The sequence below is a fragment of the Streptomyces sp. NPDC041205 genome, assembly GCF_055591765.1.
Genome location: NZ_JBVIZH010000002.1, coordinates 603,680 through 620,904 on the forward strand (window position 1 = coordinate 603,680; position 17,225 = coordinate 620,904).

The 17,225-nt window shown below is 69.9% G+C and carries 18 protein-coding genes; 8 read left to right on the plus strand and 10 right to left on the minus strand.

What is annotated here, in order from left to right; genetic code table 11:
- Window positions 1-503: 503 nt before the first annotated feature.
- The 3 genes from ACZ6BG_RS09655 to ACZ6BG_RS09665 are packed head-to-tail and all read left to right on the plus strand — an operon-like array spanning window position 504 to window position 3,206.
- Window positions 504-1,463, plus strand: a complete 960-nt coding sequence (locus ACZ6BG_RS09655; RefSeq protein WP_468999149.1) for an ABC transporter substrate-binding protein — start codon at window positions 504-506, stop codon at window positions 1,461-1,463.
- A 37-nt stretch (window positions 1,464-1,500) separates the two neighbouring features.
- Window positions 1,501-2,445: an amino acid ABC transporter permease gene (locus ACZ6BG_RS09660; protein WP_468999152.1), complete on the plus strand. Its 945-nt coding sequence runs from the start codon at window positions 1,501-1,503 to the stop codon at window positions 2,443-2,445.
- Entirely contained in the window at window positions 2,445-3,206 is a 762-nt protein-coding gene (locus ACZ6BG_RS09665) for an amino acid ABC transporter ATP-binding protein (protein WP_468999154.1), read from the plus strand. Before ACZ6BG_RS09660 ends, ACZ6BG_RS09665 begins: the two co-directional genes overlap by 1 nt.
- A gap of 106 nt (window positions 3,207-3,312) precedes the next feature.
- On the opposite strand, the gene ACZ6BG_RS09670 is transcribed toward ACZ6BG_RS09665, so the two are convergent.
- Window positions 3,313-4,086 carry a class I SAM-dependent methyltransferase gene (locus ACZ6BG_RS09670; protein WP_468999157.1) on the minus strand — a complete coding sequence of 258 codons (774 nt, stop codon included), beginning with the start codon at window positions 4,084-4,086 and terminating at the stop codon, window positions 3,313-3,315.
- A gap of 117 nt (window positions 4,087-4,203) precedes the next feature.
- Between ACZ6BG_RS09670 and ACZ6BG_RS09675 the strand changes: the two genes are divergently transcribed.
- Entirely contained in the window at window positions 4,204-4,833 is a 630-nt protein-coding gene (locus ACZ6BG_RS09675) for a CGNR zinc finger domain-containing protein (protein ID WP_468999160.1), read from the plus strand.
- On the opposite strand, the gene sodX is transcribed toward ACZ6BG_RS09675, so the two are convergent.
- The gene (gene sodX / locus ACZ6BG_RS09680; protein WP_468999162.1) at window positions 4,737-5,198 is read right to left on the minus strand and encodes a nickel-type superoxide dismutase maturation protease; all 462 of its coding nucleotides are present in this window, start codon (window positions 5,196-5,198) and stop codon (window positions 4,737-4,739) included. The genes ACZ6BG_RS09675 and sodX overlap by 97 nt on opposite strands.
- A 167-nt stretch (window positions 5,199-5,365) precedes the next feature.
- Between sodX and sodN the strand changes: the two genes are divergently transcribed.
- Window positions 5,366-5,761 (plus strand): superoxide dismutase, Ni, encoded by a 396-nt coding sequence (gene sodN / locus ACZ6BG_RS09685; RefSeq protein ID WP_030359892.1) that lies wholly within the window; start codon window positions 5,366-5,368, stop codon window positions 5,759-5,761.
- A 260-nt stretch (window positions 5,762-6,021) separates the two neighbouring features.
- Window positions 6,022-8,070, plus strand: a complete 2,049-nt coding sequence (locus tag ACZ6BG_RS09690; protein ID WP_468999166.1) for a GTP-binding protein — start codon at window positions 6,022-6,024, stop codon at window positions 8,068-8,070.
- A gap of 3 nt (window positions 8,071-8,073) precedes the next feature.
- On the opposite strand, the gene ACZ6BG_RS09695 is transcribed toward ACZ6BG_RS09690, so the two are convergent.
- From ACZ6BG_RS09695 to ACZ6BG_RS09730, 8 genes are all read right to left on the minus strand, one after another.
- Window positions 8,074-9,024: a sigma-70 family RNA polymerase sigma factor gene (locus ACZ6BG_RS09695; RefSeq protein WP_468999168.1), complete on the minus strand. Its 951-nt coding sequence runs from the start codon at window positions 9,022-9,024 to the stop codon at window positions 8,074-8,076.
- A 254-nt stretch (window positions 9,025-9,278) separates the two neighbouring features.
- Window positions 9,279-9,920 carry an HAD-IA family hydrolase gene (locus ACZ6BG_RS09700; protein ID WP_468999170.1) on the minus strand — a complete coding sequence of 214 codons (642 nt, stop codon included), beginning with the start codon at window positions 9,918-9,920 and terminating at the stop codon, window positions 9,279-9,281.
- On the minus strand, window positions 9,917-10,852 hold the full coding sequence (locus tag ACZ6BG_RS09705; protein ID WP_468999172.1) for a hypothetical protein: 936 nt from the start codon (window positions 10,850-10,852) through the stop codon (window positions 9,917-9,919). The genes ACZ6BG_RS09700 and ACZ6BG_RS09705 overlap by 4 nt, the downstream gene beginning before the upstream one ends.
- A gap of 54 nt (window positions 10,853-10,906) precedes the next feature.
- Window positions 10,907-11,284, minus strand: a complete 378-nt coding sequence (locus ACZ6BG_RS09710) for a hypothetical protein (protein ID WP_468999175.1) — start codon at window positions 11,282-11,284, stop codon at window positions 10,907-10,909.
- Between the two features lie 44 nt (window positions 11,285-11,328).
- Window positions 11,329-11,928 (minus strand): dihydrofolate reductase family protein, encoded by a 600-nt coding sequence (locus ACZ6BG_RS09715; protein ID WP_468999180.1) that lies wholly within the window; start codon window positions 11,926-11,928, stop codon window positions 11,329-11,331.
- A 292-nt stretch (window positions 11,929-12,220) separates the two neighbouring features.
- Window positions 12,221-12,820, minus strand: coding sequence for a GNAT family N-acetyltransferase (locus ACZ6BG_RS09720; RefSeq protein ID WP_468999184.1), 600 nt, complete (start codon window positions 12,818-12,820; stop codon window positions 12,221-12,223).
- Window positions 12,821-13,206: 386 nt separating this feature from the next.
- The gene (locus ACZ6BG_RS09725; protein ID WP_469000172.1) at window positions 13,207-14,265 is read right to left on the minus strand and encodes a family 2 encapsulin nanocompartment cargo protein polyprenyl transferase; all 1,059 of its coding nucleotides are present in this window, start codon (window positions 14,263-14,265) and stop codon (window positions 13,207-13,209) included.
- A gap of 148 nt (window positions 14,266-14,413) precedes the next feature.
- Window positions 14,414-15,820 (minus strand): family 2B encapsulin nanocompartment shell protein, encoded by a 1,407-nt coding sequence (locus ACZ6BG_RS09730; protein WP_468999189.1) that lies wholly within the window; start codon window positions 15,818-15,820, stop codon window positions 14,414-14,416.
- Between the two features lie 369 nt (window positions 15,821-16,189).
- On the opposite strand from ACZ6BG_RS09730, the gene ACZ6BG_RS09735 reads away from it, so the two are divergent.
- Both ACZ6BG_RS09735 and ACZ6BG_RS09740 read left to right on the plus strand, forming a co-directional pair.
- Entirely contained in the window at window positions 16,190-16,423 is a 234-nt protein-coding gene (locus ACZ6BG_RS09735; RefSeq protein ID WP_380848035.1) for a hypothetical protein, read from the plus strand.
- 145 nt (window positions 16,424-16,568) lie between these two features.
- On the plus strand, window positions 16,569-17,159 hold the full coding sequence (locus tag ACZ6BG_RS09740) for an N-acetylmuramoyl-L-alanine amidase (RefSeq protein WP_468999192.1): 591 nt from the start codon (window positions 16,569-16,571) through the stop codon (window positions 17,157-17,159).
- The last annotated feature ends 66 nt before the right edge of the window (window positions 17,160-17,225 follow it).

Below are 17,225 nucleotides of genomic sequence, written 5' to 3' on the forward strand. Positions count from 1 at the left end.
CGGGAACCGCGTCCGTGCTGAGCCCGCGGGCCTTGCGGCCGTTGGCTCCCCGCCTGTCGGCGGAGCGGTACGGGAGGTACGTACGAACGCGCGGGCACGCCGCACACGTGCCCTGGGCCCCGGATGAGGGGTGTAACCGTCTTTTCTACCGGATGCCTCCGACCGCCGACGAGCCATATCTGTGTCAGATCGACGTGAACGGCAGGTATCCCTTGGACCACGGGGGTAAAATGTCCGTATTATTAAGAAATCTCCACCCCGGAAGTCCGCATGGCGAGATTGGGTGGTTATCAAATGGTTGGCGACCGTTCGCACCGGCACGGCAATGACCGTCACGCACCGGGCTGTTGGGGTTTGCCGATCGCCCGTTATCCGATTTTGACATCTCCAGCCCCCAGAATCGGGCTGTCCGAATGGCAAGATGCCTCATCACACGAGGTCGCGACACCCGAAGGTGTGTGCACGACCGCATGGCTGCTCCCCCATCCGCCGGAGGAACCCCTATGACCGCAGGCACCATTCGTCGCACGACCGCCGCGAAGTCCGCGAAGTCCCGGATCGTCGCTGTCGGCGCGATCGCGGTCGCCGGCACGCTGCTGCTCACTGGCTGCGGCGACCAGACGGACAAGAAGGACGAGGGCGGCAAGAAGGTCGTCAGCGCTCCGCTCTCCGACGAGCTGCCCGCGAACATCCGCAACAAGGGCGTCATCAAGGTGGGCTCCGACATCGCCTACCCGCCGGTCGAGTTCAAGGACAAGGACGGCAAGACGGTCGGTATCGACCCGGACATCGCCGACGCGCTCGGCAAGCAGCTCGGCGTGACGTTCGAGTTCGACAACGGCACCTTCGACACGCTCCTCGGCGGTCTGCGGTCCAAGCGCTACGACATCGCCATGTCGGCCATGACCGACACCAAGAACCGCCAGGAAGGCATCGACGAGGAGACCGGCAAGAAGGTCGGCACCGGCGTCGACTTCGTCGACTACTTCACGGCGGGCGTCTCGATCTACACCAAGAAGGGCGACGACCAGGGCATCAAGGCCTGGGGCGACCTCTGCGGCAAGAAGATCGTGGTCCAGCGCGGCACCGTCTCGCACGACATGGCCAAGGCCGAGTCGAAGAAGTGCAAGAGCGGCAAGATCTCGATCGAGTCCTTCGACAACGACCAGCAGGCCCAGACCCGGCTGCGCTCCGGTGGCGCGGATGCCGGCTCCTCGGACTTCCCGGTCGCGGCGTACGCGGTCAAGACCTCCGGCGGCGGCAAGGACTTCCAGCTCGTGGGCGAGCAGGTCGAGGCCGCCCCCTACGGCATCGCGATCGCCAAGAACAACCCCAAGCTGCGTGACGCGATCAAGATGGCGCTGGACGCGATCATCGCGAACGGCCAGTACGAGAAGATCATCAAGAAGTGGGGCGTCGACGCAGGCGCAGTCAAGGAAGCCAAGATCAACGGCGGCAAGTGACCGCGTCTCGTCATCTCGTCGCTGAAAGGCCACACCCGTGACAACGGACATCAGCAAGTCGGGCGACTCCGCGCCCAAGGATGAGCCACCGCGCTCCGCCCCCGAGGCGATCAAGGCGATCCCGGTGCGCCACTACGGCCGATACGTCGCGGCCGTCCTGGCCATCGGCGTGCTCGCCGCGCTCGTCATGGCGTTCGCCAATGGCGACATCAACTGGAACGCGATCCCGGACAACTTCTTCGACGACCGCATCATGAAGGGCGTCCGGGAGACCCTGATCCTCACGGTCCTCTCGATGCTCATCGGCGTGGTCGGCGGCATCGTCCTTTCGGTGATGCGGCTGTCGAAGAACCCGGTGACCTCGTCGATCGCGTGGTTCTACATCTGGTTCTTCCGCGGTACGCCGGTCCTGGTCCAGCTCTTCATCTGGTTCAACCTCGGCTTCGTCTTCGAGTACATCAACCTCGGTCCGATCTACAAGGACGAGTGGTCGGACTTCATGACGCCGTTCCTGACGGCGCTCCTGGGTCTCGGCCTGAACGAGGCCGCGTACATGGCGGAGATCTGCCGCGCGGGTCTGCTCTCGGTCGACGAGGGCCAGACGGAGGCCTCGCAGGCGCTCGGCATGAGCCACAACAAGACGCTGCGCCGCGTCGTCATCCCGCAGGCGATGCGCGTGATCGTGCCGCCGACGGGCAACGAAGTCATCAACATGCTCAAGACGACATCGCTGGTCGCGGCGGTGCAGTACTACGAGCTCCTGCGGTACGCCCAGGACATCGGCACCTCGTCCGGCGCGACGGTGGAGACCCTGCTCCTGGCCGCCACCTGGTACCTGATCATGACGTCGATCCTCAGCGTCGGTCAGTTCTACCTGGAGCGGTACTACGCGCGCGGCTCCTCGCGCGCCCTGCCGGACACTCCCTGGCAGAAGATCAAGGCAAATATGTTGTCGCTGGGCAACCGTTCGGGGGTGCGCTGATGACCGCCATGGTCAAGGCCGAGAACGTCCACAAGTCGTTCGGCCACGTCGAGGTCCTCAAGGGCATCGACCTGGAGGTGAAGTCCGGCGAGGTCTTCTGCCTCATCGGCCCGTCGGGCTCCGGCAAGTCGACGTTCCTGCGCTGCATCAACCACCTGGAGAAGGTCAACGCCGGGCGGTTGTACGTCGACGGGGAGCTGGTCGGCTACCGGCAGAAGGGCGACAAGCTGTACGAGCTCAAGGACAGCGAAGTCGCCATGAAGCGCCGGGACATCGGCATGGTCTTCCAGCGCTTCAACCTGTTCCCGCACATGACGGCCCTGGAGAACGTCATGGAGGCGCCGGTCCAGGTCAAGGGCCAGCCGAAGGCGGCCGCGCGGGAGCGCGCCGGGCAGCTCCTGGAGCGGGTCGGGCTCGCCGACAAGGCGAAGAACTACCCCTCGCAGCTCTCCGGCGGCCAGCAGCAGCGCGTGGCCATCGCCCGCGCGCTCGCGATGGACCCGAAGCTGATGCTCTTCGACGAGCCGACATCGGCGCTCGACCCGGAGCTGGTCGGCGACGTCCTCGACGTCATGCGCGACCTCGCCGAGTCCGGCATGACGATGGTCGTGGTCACCCACGAGATGGGCTTCGCCCGCGAGGTCGGCGACAGCCTGGTCTTCATGGACGGCGGTGTGGTGGTCGAGTCCGGCAACCCGCGGGACGTCCTGACGAACCCGCAGCACGACCGGACGAAGTCGTTCCTGTCCAAGGTCCTGTAGGGCGTAAGCACCGGCAGAGGCCTCAGGGCCGGAAATCGATGCCTACGTAGAGGGGCGGTACGGATCATCCTCCGTACCGCCCCTCTACGTAGGAGAGCTGGATTCCCTACTTGAGGCCTAGGACCAGGGCGTCCGAAGGCGACGACCACACCGTGCGCGCCTCGGCGAAACCCGCCTCCCGGAGGGTGCGGATGTGCCACTCGGCGGGCGGGGTGTCGCCGTCGGCGTGCTCTCCGTAGATCTCGAACCGCTTGGCGGTGGGCTCGGCGAGCACCGGGTCGTTGGCGGCGAGCCCCCACCAGTCCGCCCAGTCCAGGACGCCGGCGGCCTTCGCGGCGGACTGGCGGGCGTGCCGCTGCTCGCGGTCGGCGGCGTTGATGCGCGGGGTGGTGGGGTCGGGCATGTGGTCGGCGTTCATGAAGACGCCGCCGTCGGCCACGATCCCGCCGAGCTGTTCGTAGAGCGCGGCCAGCGGTTCGCTGAACAGCCAGTGCAGGGCGGTCGCGGTGAGGACGGCGTCGTACGAGTCGTGGGGCAGTTGGGAGGTCCAGCCCGGGTCCTTGAGGTCGGCGGTCACGAAGGTGACGCGGTCGTCGTCCGCGAAGGTGCCCTCGGCGATGGCGAGGAGTGCCGGATCGAGGTCGACGCCCGTGCTGGTGGCCTTCGGGAACCTTTTGAGGAGTCTGTCCGTAATACTTCCCGTACCGCACGCGAGGTCCAGGACACGCGGCTCCGGGCCGACGAGGGCCTCGACCATGTCGAGCATGACGCGGAACCGCTCCTCGCGGTCCGGCATGTACCACTCCTGCTGCCGATCCCAACTCTCCTGCCAGGCACGCCAGTCGGTCCCGAACCCCGTACCGCTAGTCGTTTCCGTCACCGGAAGACCTCCGTCCCGTACTACGCTCGACTAATCTCGTCGAGTAACACCCGCGCACGAAAAGCGACTGTTACCTCGCACGAGAACGAAGATAGCCCGCCCCCGTAAGGACTACAAGTGGAACTGGCCTATTACTCGGACTACGCCGTACGCCTGGTCAACACCGAGGAACCGGCTCGTCACAAGGACTCGCTGACCTCCGTGGACGCGATCCGCGAGCTGTTCGGCGAGAACCAGCAGGCCGCACGGCGCGCCACTGACTCCGACGTGACACGCTTCCGCTCGGTGCGGGCACGGCTGCGGGGTGTCTTCGAGGCGGCCGACGGCGGGGACGAGACGCTGGCCGTGGACCTGCTGAACTCACTGCTCCTGGAGTTCCCGGTGAGCCCCCAGATCTCCGGCCACGACTACAGGGACGACGACGGGCGCCCCCTGTGGCACATGCACCTGGCGGACCACCCGTCGAACGTCACCGCCGGGTACGCGGCGATCGCCGCGATGGGCCTCGCCTTCCACCTCACGGAGTACGGCGTGGACCGGCTCGGCCTGTGCGAGGCGGCGCCGTGCCGCAACGCCTACCTGGACACCTCGACCAACCGCTCCCGGCGCTACTGCTCGGACCGCTGCGCCACGCGCGCGAACGTCGCGGCCTACCGCGCGCGCAAGCGCCTGGAGAGCGAGCGGTCGGCGAGCACGGGGCGCACCGCCAAGAAGGTCCAGGAGACCAGCGCGGCGAGCGAGAGCTGACGCCGCCCACACGCCTCGCGCTCCTCGCGGAACCTGCTCAGCGGCCGAAACCGCGCCCGCACGCGCGCGAGGACCAGCTCCTCCGGCACGACTCCGTAGACCGTGCTGTCGCCCCCCGCGTTGTACGGATTGTCGCCGAGCACCCACCAGCCGCCGTCGCGCCGTTCGACGGCACGCTTGACCACCAGCAGATCCTGTTGCAGCGGATGACGCAGGATCACCACGTCACCGGGGCGCACCCGGGCGCCGTGCCGCACCAGCATCCAGTCCCCCGGATTCAGCGTGGGCACCATGGACGGCCCGTCGACCTCGATCAGCTGGAACGGCACGCGTGTCTCCCGCCCGTCTGCCGTCGTCTCCGGCATCAGACAACCTCCCGGTCCCATCCTCCACCGGCCTCCCGGTCCCATCCTCCACCGTCTCCAGTGTGACCCTGGACTTTTGTCCTAAGCCCATGGGGGCACTCGCGAAAACAGGTCTCTCACGGAGTAATGTCCCACCTGAGAAGACGATCACGAGGAAGGACAGCTCAATGCTCTCCCGCCTGTTTGCCCCCAAGGTGAAGGCCAGCGCACACTGCGACCTGCCCTGCGGCGTGTACGACCCGGCCCAGGCCCGCATCGAGGCGGAGTCGGTCAAGGCCGTCCAGGAGAAGATGGCCGCCAACGACGACGCGCACTACCAGGCTCGCGCCACCGTCATCAAGGAGCAGCGCGCCGAGCTCGCCAAGCACCACGTGTCGGTGCTCTGGAGCGACTACTTCAAGCCCCCGCACTTCGAGAAGTACCCGGAGCTGCACACGCTGGTCAACGACACCCTCAAGGCCCTGTCGGCCGCGAAGGCGTCGGCGGACCCGAAGACCGGCGAGAAGGCCCTTGAGCTGATCGCCGAGATCGACCGCATCTTCTGGGAGACCAAGAAGGCCTGATCCAGGCACCCGGGCCTCGCGCCCACCCAACCGCACCCGGTCCCCGGGGCCGCCGTATTCGGCGGGCCCGACGGGCCGGGTGCGGTCGTTTGTCACGCGAACGCGCTCGAAGGTAAATCGGTTGCCTCCGCACCGGCCCGCCTGTTGCAGTTGAGGCGCCACCACACCACCGGCCGACGGAACCAGGAGCCCCCAGATGCGGCAGACGTCCATGTCCCACCAGGAAGGAATCACCCCCCGATACGAGGACATGACGCCTAGTGCAATCGCACACGCATCAGCACGAGAAGCACGAGAAGCACCAACACACCCTTAACCTGGGCATTCTGGCACACGTAGATGCCGGTAAGACCAGCCTGACCGAGCGGCTGCTGCACTCCGCCGGAGTCATCGACGAGATCGGCAGCGTCGACGCCGGCAGCACCCAGACCGACTCCCTCGCGCTGGAGCGGCAGCGCGGCATCACCATCAAGTCGGCGGTCGTGTCCTTCGCGATCGACGACGTCACCGTCAACCTCATCGACACCCCCGGCCACCCGGACTTCATCGCCGAGGTGGAGCGGGTCCTGAGCGTGCTCGACGGTGCCGTGCTCGTCGTGTCCGCCGTCGAGGGCGTCCAGGCGCAGACCCGCGTCCTGATGCGTACGCTGCGCAGGCTCGCCATCCCCACGCTCGTGTTCGTCAACAAGGTGGACCGCCGCAGCGCGGACCCCGAGCGCGTACTCGCCGAGCTGGCAGGTAAGTTGACGCCCGCCGTCATCCCCATGGGCACGGTGCGCGCCCCCGGCTCCCACGCGGCGCGCTACGTCCCGTACGCCCCCGACGACCCCCTCTTCACCGCCCGCCTGGCCGAAGTCCTCGCCGAGCGCGACGACACGCTGCTGTCCGCGTACGTCGAGGGCGACTCCGCCGCCCTCACGCCCGGTGGGCTGCGCGCGGCCCTCGCGGACCAGACCCGGCGGGCCCAGGTCCACCCGGTGTTCTTCGGCTCGGCCATGACCGGCACCGGCCTGGGCGCGCTGACCGACGCCGTCAAGGAGCTGCTGCCCGCGGCGGCCGGGGCGGTGGACGGGCCCGTCGCGGCCACCGTCTTCAAGGTCGAACGCGGCCCCTCGGGCGAGAAGGTGGCGTACGCGCGGCTCTTCTCGGGCACGGTGCGCGTACGCGACCGGGTGGCGCTTCCCGGTCCCGACGGCAAGGTCACCGCCGTCAGCGTCTTCGAGCGGGGCGCGGCCGTGCGGCGCGACGCCGTGGCCGCCGGGCAGATCGCGAAGCTGTGGGGGCTCCACCGCGTACGCGTCGGAGACGTGCTCGGCGACCCGTGCCACGTGCCTGAACGGCACACCGCCGCGCACCACTTCGCCCCGCCGACCCTCGAAACCGTCGTCGCGCCCCGGCACGCCGCCGACCGGGGCGCCCTGCACGCCGCGCTGACCCAGCTCGCCGAGCAGGACCCGCTGATCGACCTGCGGCAGGACGCGCTGCGGCAGGAGATCTCCGTGTCCCTGTACGGCGAGGTGCAGAAGGAGGTCATCGAGGCCACGCTCGCCGACGAGTTCGGCATCGGCGTCGACTTCCGCGAGAGCACGACCCTGTGCGTGGAGCGGGTCGTCGGCACCGGAGCGCACGCGGAGTTCATCGACACCGACCCCAATCCGTTCCTCGCCACGGTGGGGCTGCGGGTGGATCCCGCCCCGGCCGGGACAGGTGTGGAATTCCGGCTCGGGGTGGAACTCGGCTCCATGCCCTACGCGTTCTTCAAAGCGGTGGAGGAGACGGTCGAGGAGACGCTGACGCAGGGCCTGCACGGATGGGAGGTGCCCGACTGCCTCGTCACGATGACGCACTCCGGGTACTGGCCGCGGCAGAGCCACGCCCACGCCGTCTTCGACAAGAGCATGTCGAGCACGGCCGGTGACTTCCGCCAGCTCACGCCGCTCGTCCTGATGGACGCGCTGCGGCGGGCGGGGACACGGGTGCACGAGCCGATGCACCGGTTCCGGCTCACCGCGCCCGCCGATGTGTTCGGCACGCTGCTGCCCGCGCTCGGGCGGCTGCGCGCGGTGCCGCACGCGCCGACGGCGCACGGGTCGGTGTACGTCATCGACGGCGTGATCCCCGCCGCGCGCTTGCACGGGCTCGAGCAGGCGCTGCCCGGACTGACGCGCGGCGAGGGCGAGTTGGAGTCCGCCTTCGACCACTACGCGCCGGTGACCGGGACACCGCCGGCGCGCCCGCGCACGGACCACAATCCGCTGGACCGGAAGGAGTACGTACAGCGGGTCACGCGGCGGACCCGGGTGGGGTGAGGGTCAGTCGGCACCGCCCGCGGGCCCCGCCGACGTGACCGCCGCCACCGTCCGCTCGTCGACCAGGTCCCGCAGCCGCTCCTGGTCCGCCAGGATGTTGATCTCGACGATCCGGCCTTCCCTGACGGTGAACTCCCCGACGGAGAAAGGCTTTCCGTTGCGGACGGCGATCTGTCCCACCTTGCCGTTGACCAGCGCCAGATACGTGGTCGGCGCCAGCGTGGCGAACGAGCGCGCCCCGGCGACCACGGCGGTCGCACCGCGCACGAGACGGGAGAGCCCCGCGGCCCCGCCGCCGTCGGCCCGCAGCACCACTCCCGGGTCGAGGAGTTCGAGCAGCGCGTCGAAGTCACCCTTGCGGGCGGCCGCGAGGAAGGCCTCGACGACCTGGCGTTGGCGCGTGCGGTCCGAGTCCGGGCCGGGCTTGGGGTCCGCGTCGCGCACCCGGCGGCGGGCCCGGCTGGCGAGCTGCCGGGTCGCGGCCGGGGCCCGCTCGACGATGGGCGCGATGTCCTCGAACGGCACGGCGAACATGTCGTGCAGCACGAACGCGAGGCGCTCGGCGGGGCTCAGCGTGTCCAGGACGACCAGCAGCGCGAGCCCCACCGAGTCCGCGAGCAGGGCCTCCTGCTCGGGGTCGACGACGTCCAGGCCGCCCGGCAGCGGGCTGACCTCCGGGTCCGGCACGTGCGTTTCGGCTCCCTGGACGTCCAGGGGCTGCTCGCCGCGCTGCTTGCGTGACCGCAGCAGGTCGAGGCAGACGCGGCCGATCACCGTGGTGAGCCAGCCGCCCAGATTCTCCACGCGTTCGTCGTCGGCGCGGCTGAGCTTCAGCCAGGTCTCCTGGACGGCGTCCTCGGCCTCGCTCAGGGAGCCGAGCATGCGGTACGCGACCGCCTTCAGGCGCGGCCGGTGCTCCTCGAAGCGCTGTGCCAGAAGATCTCTTCCGTCCATCCGTCACATTCCTTTGCCGTGATCCGTCGTAGCAGTGACGCACCGACGACGACGGTGCGGCGCGGGTCGACACAGCGGGTGCTGACCAGCAGACCACGAAGCGATGCGACAGCAGTGATCTCACCGATGTGACATGGAGGACATTGCCATGAAGGACGTCGAAGCCCCCGTACGGGCGGGCGACACGGGGTGGGGCCCGGGACCGGGAACGCCCCGTCCCCGTACGCCCACCGGTGCGCACACCCCCGGAGCGGCTATCGGCCCAACACGGGCTCCAGCGCCGTCCTGAGGTCGTCCGGTCCCCGGTACAGCACACCCGTCATGCCCAGTGCGACGGCCGCGTCCACGTTCTCCTCGCGGTCGTCGACGAACAGACAGCGGGTGACCGCGGCGCCCACACGCTCGGCGGCGACTTCGTAGATGCGACGGTCGGGCTTCACCACGCCGAGTACGGCGCTGGAGACCACGTCGTCCACAAGGGTGTTGAGGCCGAGCAACGCCAGGTCGTCGTCCAGCCAGGGGGTGGCGTTGGTGACGATCGACACCCGTAGGTGCGCGCGGGCCCGCCGCAGCAGGCCGATGACCGTCTGGTCGGCCCAGAACTTGGAGTCGGCCAGGGCGATGCCGAGTTCGCGCCCGCGCGCCGGGGCGAGCCCGTGCCCGCGCGCGAGTCCGGCGGCGATCGACTCGACCCAGTCCGTCTTGCCGACCCGCCCGAGCATGAGCGGCAGATCGGTCTCGGGCGCGAACGCGACCTCCGCGGTGGCGCCTTCGGGCAGTCCGGCGGCGCGTTCGAGTTCGGCGACGTCCGACATGTCGTAGAAGCGGATGACGCCGTCGAGGTCGGTGAGGACCGCGTCGAACGGAAGGGGGGATGTACGCCTGTGGTCGTTCATCCACTGGCTCCGAGCACGCTCCGCACGGTCGACCGCACCCTTTCCTGGTCGGCGCGCACGGCTTCGTACGCGGATCTGTGCCGGGATATGTCGCGTCGCTGCCGCTCGGCCGCGACGGTCCGCCACACCCCGGCGGTGTTGTGCTCGCGCTTGCACTCGATGTCGGCGACCGCCGTGTCCCGCTCGCGCCTGGTGCGCCGGGTGTCGCCGTTGTTGCCGCGGTGCCACGCCTTGTCGCGGAAGGCGGCTTCCGGGCTCGCGTACCGCCTGAAGCCCTTGTCGGCGACGCAGTCCGCCCAGGTGGCGAGGGCGCGGCGCATCCGCGGGTCCTTGGCGACGGCCTTGTCGATCGCCTCGCGTCGGCCGACGACGTACGCCGTCATGCGGGTCTCGTCGTTGACGTCCGCCAGCACGCGCCGCGCCCCGACCTCTGCGCAGCCGCCTGTGGCGTCGTGCAGCGCGCCGTACTCGTCCCGTGTGACCAGGCGTCCCTTCGGCTCGCGCTGCTTCTGGAACTTCTTGAGCGCGTCGCGGTCGATGCCATAGCCCCGGGTGCGGGCGGCGTCGAGGTCCAGGGAGCCGTACAGAGTCGTCGAGATGGCCACCGCCATCAGGGAGTTGGACATCTCGACGTCCTGCTCGCGCCAGTGCCGGGGGAAGTCGGCGAAGCCGCGGGACCGCATGCACCGCTGAGTGAAGCGGGCGGTCGCCCGCTCCCGGAGTTCGTCGTCACGCACGCTGAACTCGTACCGCTCCAGGGGCAGTCCGGACAGGTCCTTCTCGTCGTCGACCTCGGGCACTCCCGAGTCACGCGCGGCGCCCCCGCCGGAACCGCCCGTCACGGACCCGCACCCCGCCAGTGCCGCCAGCGCCACGACGGCCACCGCGACGGCCACGCGGCGCGACCCTCGCACCCCCCACATCACCTTCATGCGCAAAACCCTAACCGCGCCCACTGACAGTCGAGGGTGTCACGGAGGGCCGCGCTAGGGGCCGGGCTGCGGCTCCGCTCGCGGTTCGGCCTGGGGGTCGGCCGCGGTCTCGCCTGCCTCCAGGTCGACCTTCGGCGCGGACTTCTCGCCGGGCCCCGGGGCGGCCTTGGCGTCGGCCTCCGGGGCATGCCTCGGCAGGTGCCCGTGCTTGTACTTGCTCTTGTGGCCGCGGCCCGCCCGTGACTTCGCGTCCGGCTCGTCGGCGACGCACGCGTCGCACTCCTGGTTGCGGCAAGGAGCCGGGCCCCACACCGGAACGTACGCTCCGAGCACCTTGCGCCGCTTGATGGCCGTACCGACGGGCCGTCCGCAGTGCTTGCACACGGGGTCGCTCTGCGGACGGGGGCCGGACCGGCGTCCATCGCTGCCCATGACTTCAGGGTAGGGCGATTCCCCGAGGTCGGACAGCCCAGCGGTCAGTTCTTCCCGCGCTTGCGGGAGTACGTACGGACGACGACGCCGTTGCCGAAGACCCGGGACGAGGCCAGCTCGAACTCGCTGACCGCGGACTCCACGCCCGCGAACATGGGCATGCCCGAGCCGAGCAGCACCGGATAGGTCTTGAGCACCAGCTCGTCGACCTCGTCGATCAGCTGGCCGGCGACCTGCGCGCCGCCGCACAGCCAGATGCCGAGTTCGCTGTCCTCGGCCTTGAGCTCACGGACCTTGCCGAGCAGGTCGTCGGCGATGATCTCGACGTTCGCGGCGGGCGACTTCCCGAGGCTGCGCGAGGCGACGTACTCACGCAGGTGGCCGTACGGGCTCGGCTCGCCCTCGTCCAGGCCGAGCTGGTAGCTGCCCATTCCCTGGACGACGGTGTCGAACTTCTGGTTCGGCACGTCGTCGCCGAAGCCGAGGATCCTGCGTCCGGTGGCGGAGACGGTCTCCGGGTACTCGGACTTGAGGAACCCCAGGAACTCCTCGTCCACGAACGACATGAAGGAGTTGGCGTCGCCACTCGGGTCACCGATGAACCCGTCGATCGAGACGGCTACGAAGTAGGTGAGCTTTCGCAAGCTGATTCTCTTTCCGCAGATGACAGTAGGGGTGAGGCGGGGTGACCGGGGCCACCTCGGCTCGAACAACTGCATTTATAGTGCTTCACTCGCAGTGGTTTCAAGTGTTTCTTGGAAACAGGCACAAAAAATCGGCCCCGGGAGGCCTGGCGCCTTGGTCCAGGACCGATTCCGGGGCCGACCCATGGGCCGAATCGCGAGGCCGCGCCGGGGCCGCCGATGCCTGCGATGCCTGCGATGCCTGCGATGCCTGCGATGCCGACTGGAGCCTCCGTCTCACACCACCTCCACGTCACACCACCCGCGGCTCACGCCACATGGGCCACATCCGCGGCCCGTCCGGCAGGTCAAGGGCGCTACCGAGGTCGGTGAATCCGAGCCGCAGATACAGCTCCCGGCCGCGCGCGCTGCTCGCCTCCAGGTAGGCGTGCAGCCCCTCGCGGTCGCACCGCGCGAGCACCGGCGCGACCAGCGCCGAACCGATGCCCTCGCCCTGCCGTTCCGGCTTCACGCCGATCATGTGCAGGTACTGGTGCGGCCGGTCGGACGGGTGGATGTCCGACGTCAGCCGGCCGATCGTCTCGACGCGCTCGTTGTCCGGGTCGACGGCCTGTCGCAGTCGCGCGGGCCCGTCGGCGGCGTCCTCGGGCGCCGGGCCCGCGGGCACCGACCACCACAGGGCGACACCCGAGCCGTCCTCGGCGATGTCCACGTACCCCTCGGCGAAGGCCATGTCGAGGAAGGCCGCCATCAGCCCGCCGTGCCGCTTCCGCCGCCGCCGCTCGTCCGGGAACACCCAACTGCTCACCGGGTCCCGCATGAACGCCTCGTCGAGCAGCCCGACCACCTCGGCCCGGTCACTCTCCTCGGCTCGCCGGATCGGCACACCCACGACGTCTCCCCCTACGCCTCGCCCTCGCCTCATCGAACTCGCCCTCCGAGCCGCATCGAACTCGCCCCCCCCGCCCGCCAACCCCGGGCCACACCCACTCCAGACCCGCCAACCCCGGTCCCAGTGCTGCCGGTTGCAGCCTAAGTGTTCATTTCGCGTGCGACGACGGTCGCGCGGGCACTGCTTCGGGGGCGCCCACCGGGCTGCCCGGCCCCTGGCCGGCCCGCCCCCGCAACACACGGCGAGCCGGTCGGCGTACGGCCCCCGACCGCACGCCGACCGGCGACGCCCCCACCCCCTCCCGCATCACCGGCTGCCCCAGGACGACCGTCGAACTCCCGGCGGAGCGCCCCCTCTCACGCCCCGCCGGGATGCCCCCCGGGCGGTCAGTGCGACCGGCGTGTGACGAACTCCGCGAGCGCCAGCAGGCCACCCGCACGCTCCGGGTCGGGGACCGCGCGGGCGAGTTCCCCGAGCGCCCGCGACATCCGGTCCGCCGCGTGGAGCTGCGCCCAGTCCCGGCCCCCGGCCCCCTCCACGGCACGGGCCATCCGTTCCAGGTCGTCCTGGTCCGGCTTCCTGCCGTACGCACCGGCGAGCTCCGCCGCCTCGGGCGTGCCGGAGGCCAGCGCGGCCACCACCGGCAGCGACTTCTTGCGGGCGGCGAGGTCCGCGCGCGCGGGCTTGCCGGTGCGCGCGGGGTCCCCCCAGATGCCGATCACGTCGTCGATGAGCTGGAAGGCGAGCCCGGCCTGCCTCCCGAACCCGTCGAGCGCCTCCACCGTGTCGGCCCCCGCGCCCGCGTACACCGCGCCGATCGCGCAGGCGCAGCCGAGGAGCGCGCCCGTCTTGGCCTCGGCCATGGCCAGGCACTCCGCCAGCGAGACCTCGTCCGGGCCCCGGCTCTCCAGGGCGCAGTCGGCGTGCTGCCCGGCGCACAGTTCGACGACGCACGCGCCCAGGCGGGCGGCCGCCGCCCGGGCCCCGGGATGGGGGTCCTCGGCGAGCAGCCGCTGTGCGAGGGCCTGCAGCGCGTCCCCGGCGAGGATCGCGTCGGAGTCGCCGAACACGGTCCACGCGGTGGGGCGGTGCCTGCGGGTCGCGTCGCGGTCCATGACGTCGTCGTGGAGCAGCGTGAAGTTGTGCGTCAGCTCCACGGCGGCGGCCGCCCTGACCGCGCTCAGCGGGTCCCCGCCGAGGGCCCGCACCGCGGCCAGGACAAGAGCGGGCCTGATGGCCTTGCCCGCGTTCCCGGCCGCGGGCGTGCCGTCGGCGTGTTCCCACCCGAAGTGGTACAGGGCGATGCGGCGCAGCGAACCCGGCAGGGACTCGACCGCGGCGCGCAGCTCCGGGTCGACGCACAGCCGCGCCGACGTCAGGATGTCCGCGGCCTCGTACCCCTCCCCGAGTACCTGCCCTCGCGGGCGGGGCGCGCATTCCGTCATGTCCGTGGTGTCCGTCATGGACTCACTCCGGCGGGGCGGCGGACGGTGGCGGATCCTGGGCCTGCGGGCGCGTACGCCAGGGGTGTACCCGCTGGCGCACCCGTGGACACGGGCGGCGGCTCGCCGCCCCTCCCGACAGGGCGTCGTCTCACCTCCACCGGCCGATCTCGACGTTTTCCAGGATGCCGAGGGCGTCCGGCACCAGGACGGCCGCGGAGTAGTACGTCGACACCAGGTAGGAGATGATCGCCTGGTCGCTGATGCCCATGAAGCGCACGGACAGGCTGGGCTCGATCTCGTCCGGGATGCCCGTCTGGTGCAGTCCGACGACGCCCTGCTCGTCCTCGCCCGTACGCATGCAGATGATCGAGGAGGTGCGCTCCTCGGTCACCGGGATCTTGTTGCACGGGAAGATCGGCACGCCGCGCCAGGTGGGAATGCGGTTGCCGGACACATCGATGGTCTCGGGGACGAGGCCGCGCTTGTTGCACTCGCGACCGAACGCGGCGATCGCGCGCGGGTGCGCGAGGAACAGCTTCGATCCGCGCCTGCGCGTGAGCAGTTCGTCCATGTCGTCGGGGCTCGGCACGCCGTCGTGCGGCTGCAGACGCTGGTCGTACTCGCAGTTGTTGAGCAGTCCGAACTCACGGTTGTTGATGAGCTCGTGCTCCTGGCGCTCCTTCAAGGCCTCGACAGTCAGCCGCAGTTGCTGCTCGGTCTGGTTCATCGGCTGGTTGTAGAGGTCGGCCACGCGCGTGTGGATGCGCAGCACGGTCTGGGCGACGCTCAGTTCGTACTCACGCGGCCGCGACTCGTAGTCCACGTAGGTGCCCGGCAGGACCGCTTCGCCCACGTGGCCCGCGGAGAGGTCGATGGGCGCCTCTCCGTAGTTGTTGGTCCGCTGGGCCGGAATGGACCGCAGCCGGTCGAGGTGGGCGCGCAGGGACTCGGAGCGCTCCGCGACCTGTAGCAGGTCCTGGCGCGGGAGCGTGAGGACCGTGCAGGCCGTCACCGCGCGGACCGTGTACTCCCAGATGGTCTCCGGGTCGATGAGGGACTGCTCGCCGAAGTACGCGCCGTCGGCGAGCGTGCCGAGTACCGTGTCGTCCCCGTAGGGACCGGTGCCCACCTTCTCGACGCGGCCGTGCGCCAGCAGGAACACCTCGTCCGCCTGGCTGCCGAACGACGTGAGCACCCCGCCGGCCTCGAACTCGCGCTGCTGGCAGCGGCGCGCCAGCTCGCTGAGCACCTCCTGGTCCTCGAAGTCCCGCAGCACCGGCAGTTCGCCGAGCTCGGCGGGGATGACCTCGACGCGGTCCCCCGTCTTGACGAACGTGACACGGCCGTCCCCGACCGAGTAGCTCGTCCTGCGGTTCACGCGGTACGTACCGCCTTGCACCTGGACCCAGGGCAGCATCCGCAGCAGCCAGCGGGAGCTGATCTCCTGCATCTGCGGCGCGGACTTGGTGGTGGTGGCCAGATTCCGCGCGGCGGATGTGCCGAGACTCTGCCGCGGCTGGTCCTGCTCCGAACGGATCTCTTCGCCTACCGACATGGACAATGCCCTCCCCATCATGTGCTGACCTGGTTCGCAACCCTTCCAGCACGGTGAGTACGGGCGCCATTACACAAATGAGCGGGAATGGATCGAGGCGGACGGGGCACGTTGCCGCTAACCAGGCCCGATCTCTCGTACGTCCGTCCAGGGCCCTCGACGGCGGCGCTCCATGCCTGCCCAGAAGCGGAATATCAGCCGCCAAGCCGAATGATTCCGGCCAACCCCTGAGGTGCGGGCCGACCGGCTGACGCGGGCGCCCACCGGGTACGGCGACGGGGCGAAGGGGAACTCCAAGATCTGTGCGTTCGTTCACAAGGGCGAGCGCAGCGTACGCACCATCAGCACCGAACCATCGGGAGAAGCGACATGGCAGGCTTCCTGGACCGCGCCAGAGAACAGGTGCAGCAGGGTCTCACCCAGGGCAAGCAGAAGCTGGACGACGTGCAGGCGCAGCGAGCGGGCAACGACCTGCTCAAGCAGCTCGGCGCGGCGTACTACGCGGAGCGGCGCGGCAGCGGCACTCCGGACGCCACGCAGCAGGCGCTCTCCGCCCTGGAGGCGCACATCGCGACGCACGGCGACGGCTTCCTGCGCGCCTGACCGACCCGCGCCGACCAGCCCTCCGGCTGACCGGATCGACTCGCACGGTGCCCGAACAAATGGTTCGGGCACCGGCGGTTCCGGTACAAGCTGCGTACGAGGCGGTTCGCGACCGGCGACCGTCGCGCCCGCAAAGGAGGCGGTCATGGCCCCACCCATGTCCGCGAACAGGTTCCTGGACCTACTGAGAGACGAAGGCGTCACGGTCGTCGAAGTCGGCAACTGGCGCGAGCACAACCGCAACCACGTGGGCCCCTGGGGCCCGGTGCACGGCGTGATGATCCATCACACGGTCACGTCCGGCACCGAGCAGACCGTGCGCATCTGTCGCGACGGCCACTCCACCCTGCCCGGCCCGCTCTGCCACGGCGTCATCACCAAGGACGGCCGTGTCCACCTCGTCGGCTACGGCCGCTCCAACCACGCCGGACTCGGCGACGACGACGTCCTGCGAGCCGTCATCGCGGAGAAGCGCCTCCCTCCGGACAACGAGGCCAACACCGACGGCAACCGGCACTTCTACGGCTTCGAGTGCGAGAACCTGGGCGACGGCGATGACCCCTGGACCGATGAGCAGCTGGACGCCATCGAGAGGGTCTCGGCCGCCGTCTGCCGCCACCACGGCTGGACCGAGCGCTCCGTCATCGGTCACCTGGAGTGGCAGCCCGGCAAGATCGATCCCAAGGGGTTCACGATGGACGCGATGCGGGAGCGGATCGGAGAGCGACTGAAGTAGCCCGCGAGGCCCCGGCCAGGCACTCCCCCAACCCCTCACCTTCGCTTCTCCACGCTCCACCGGACC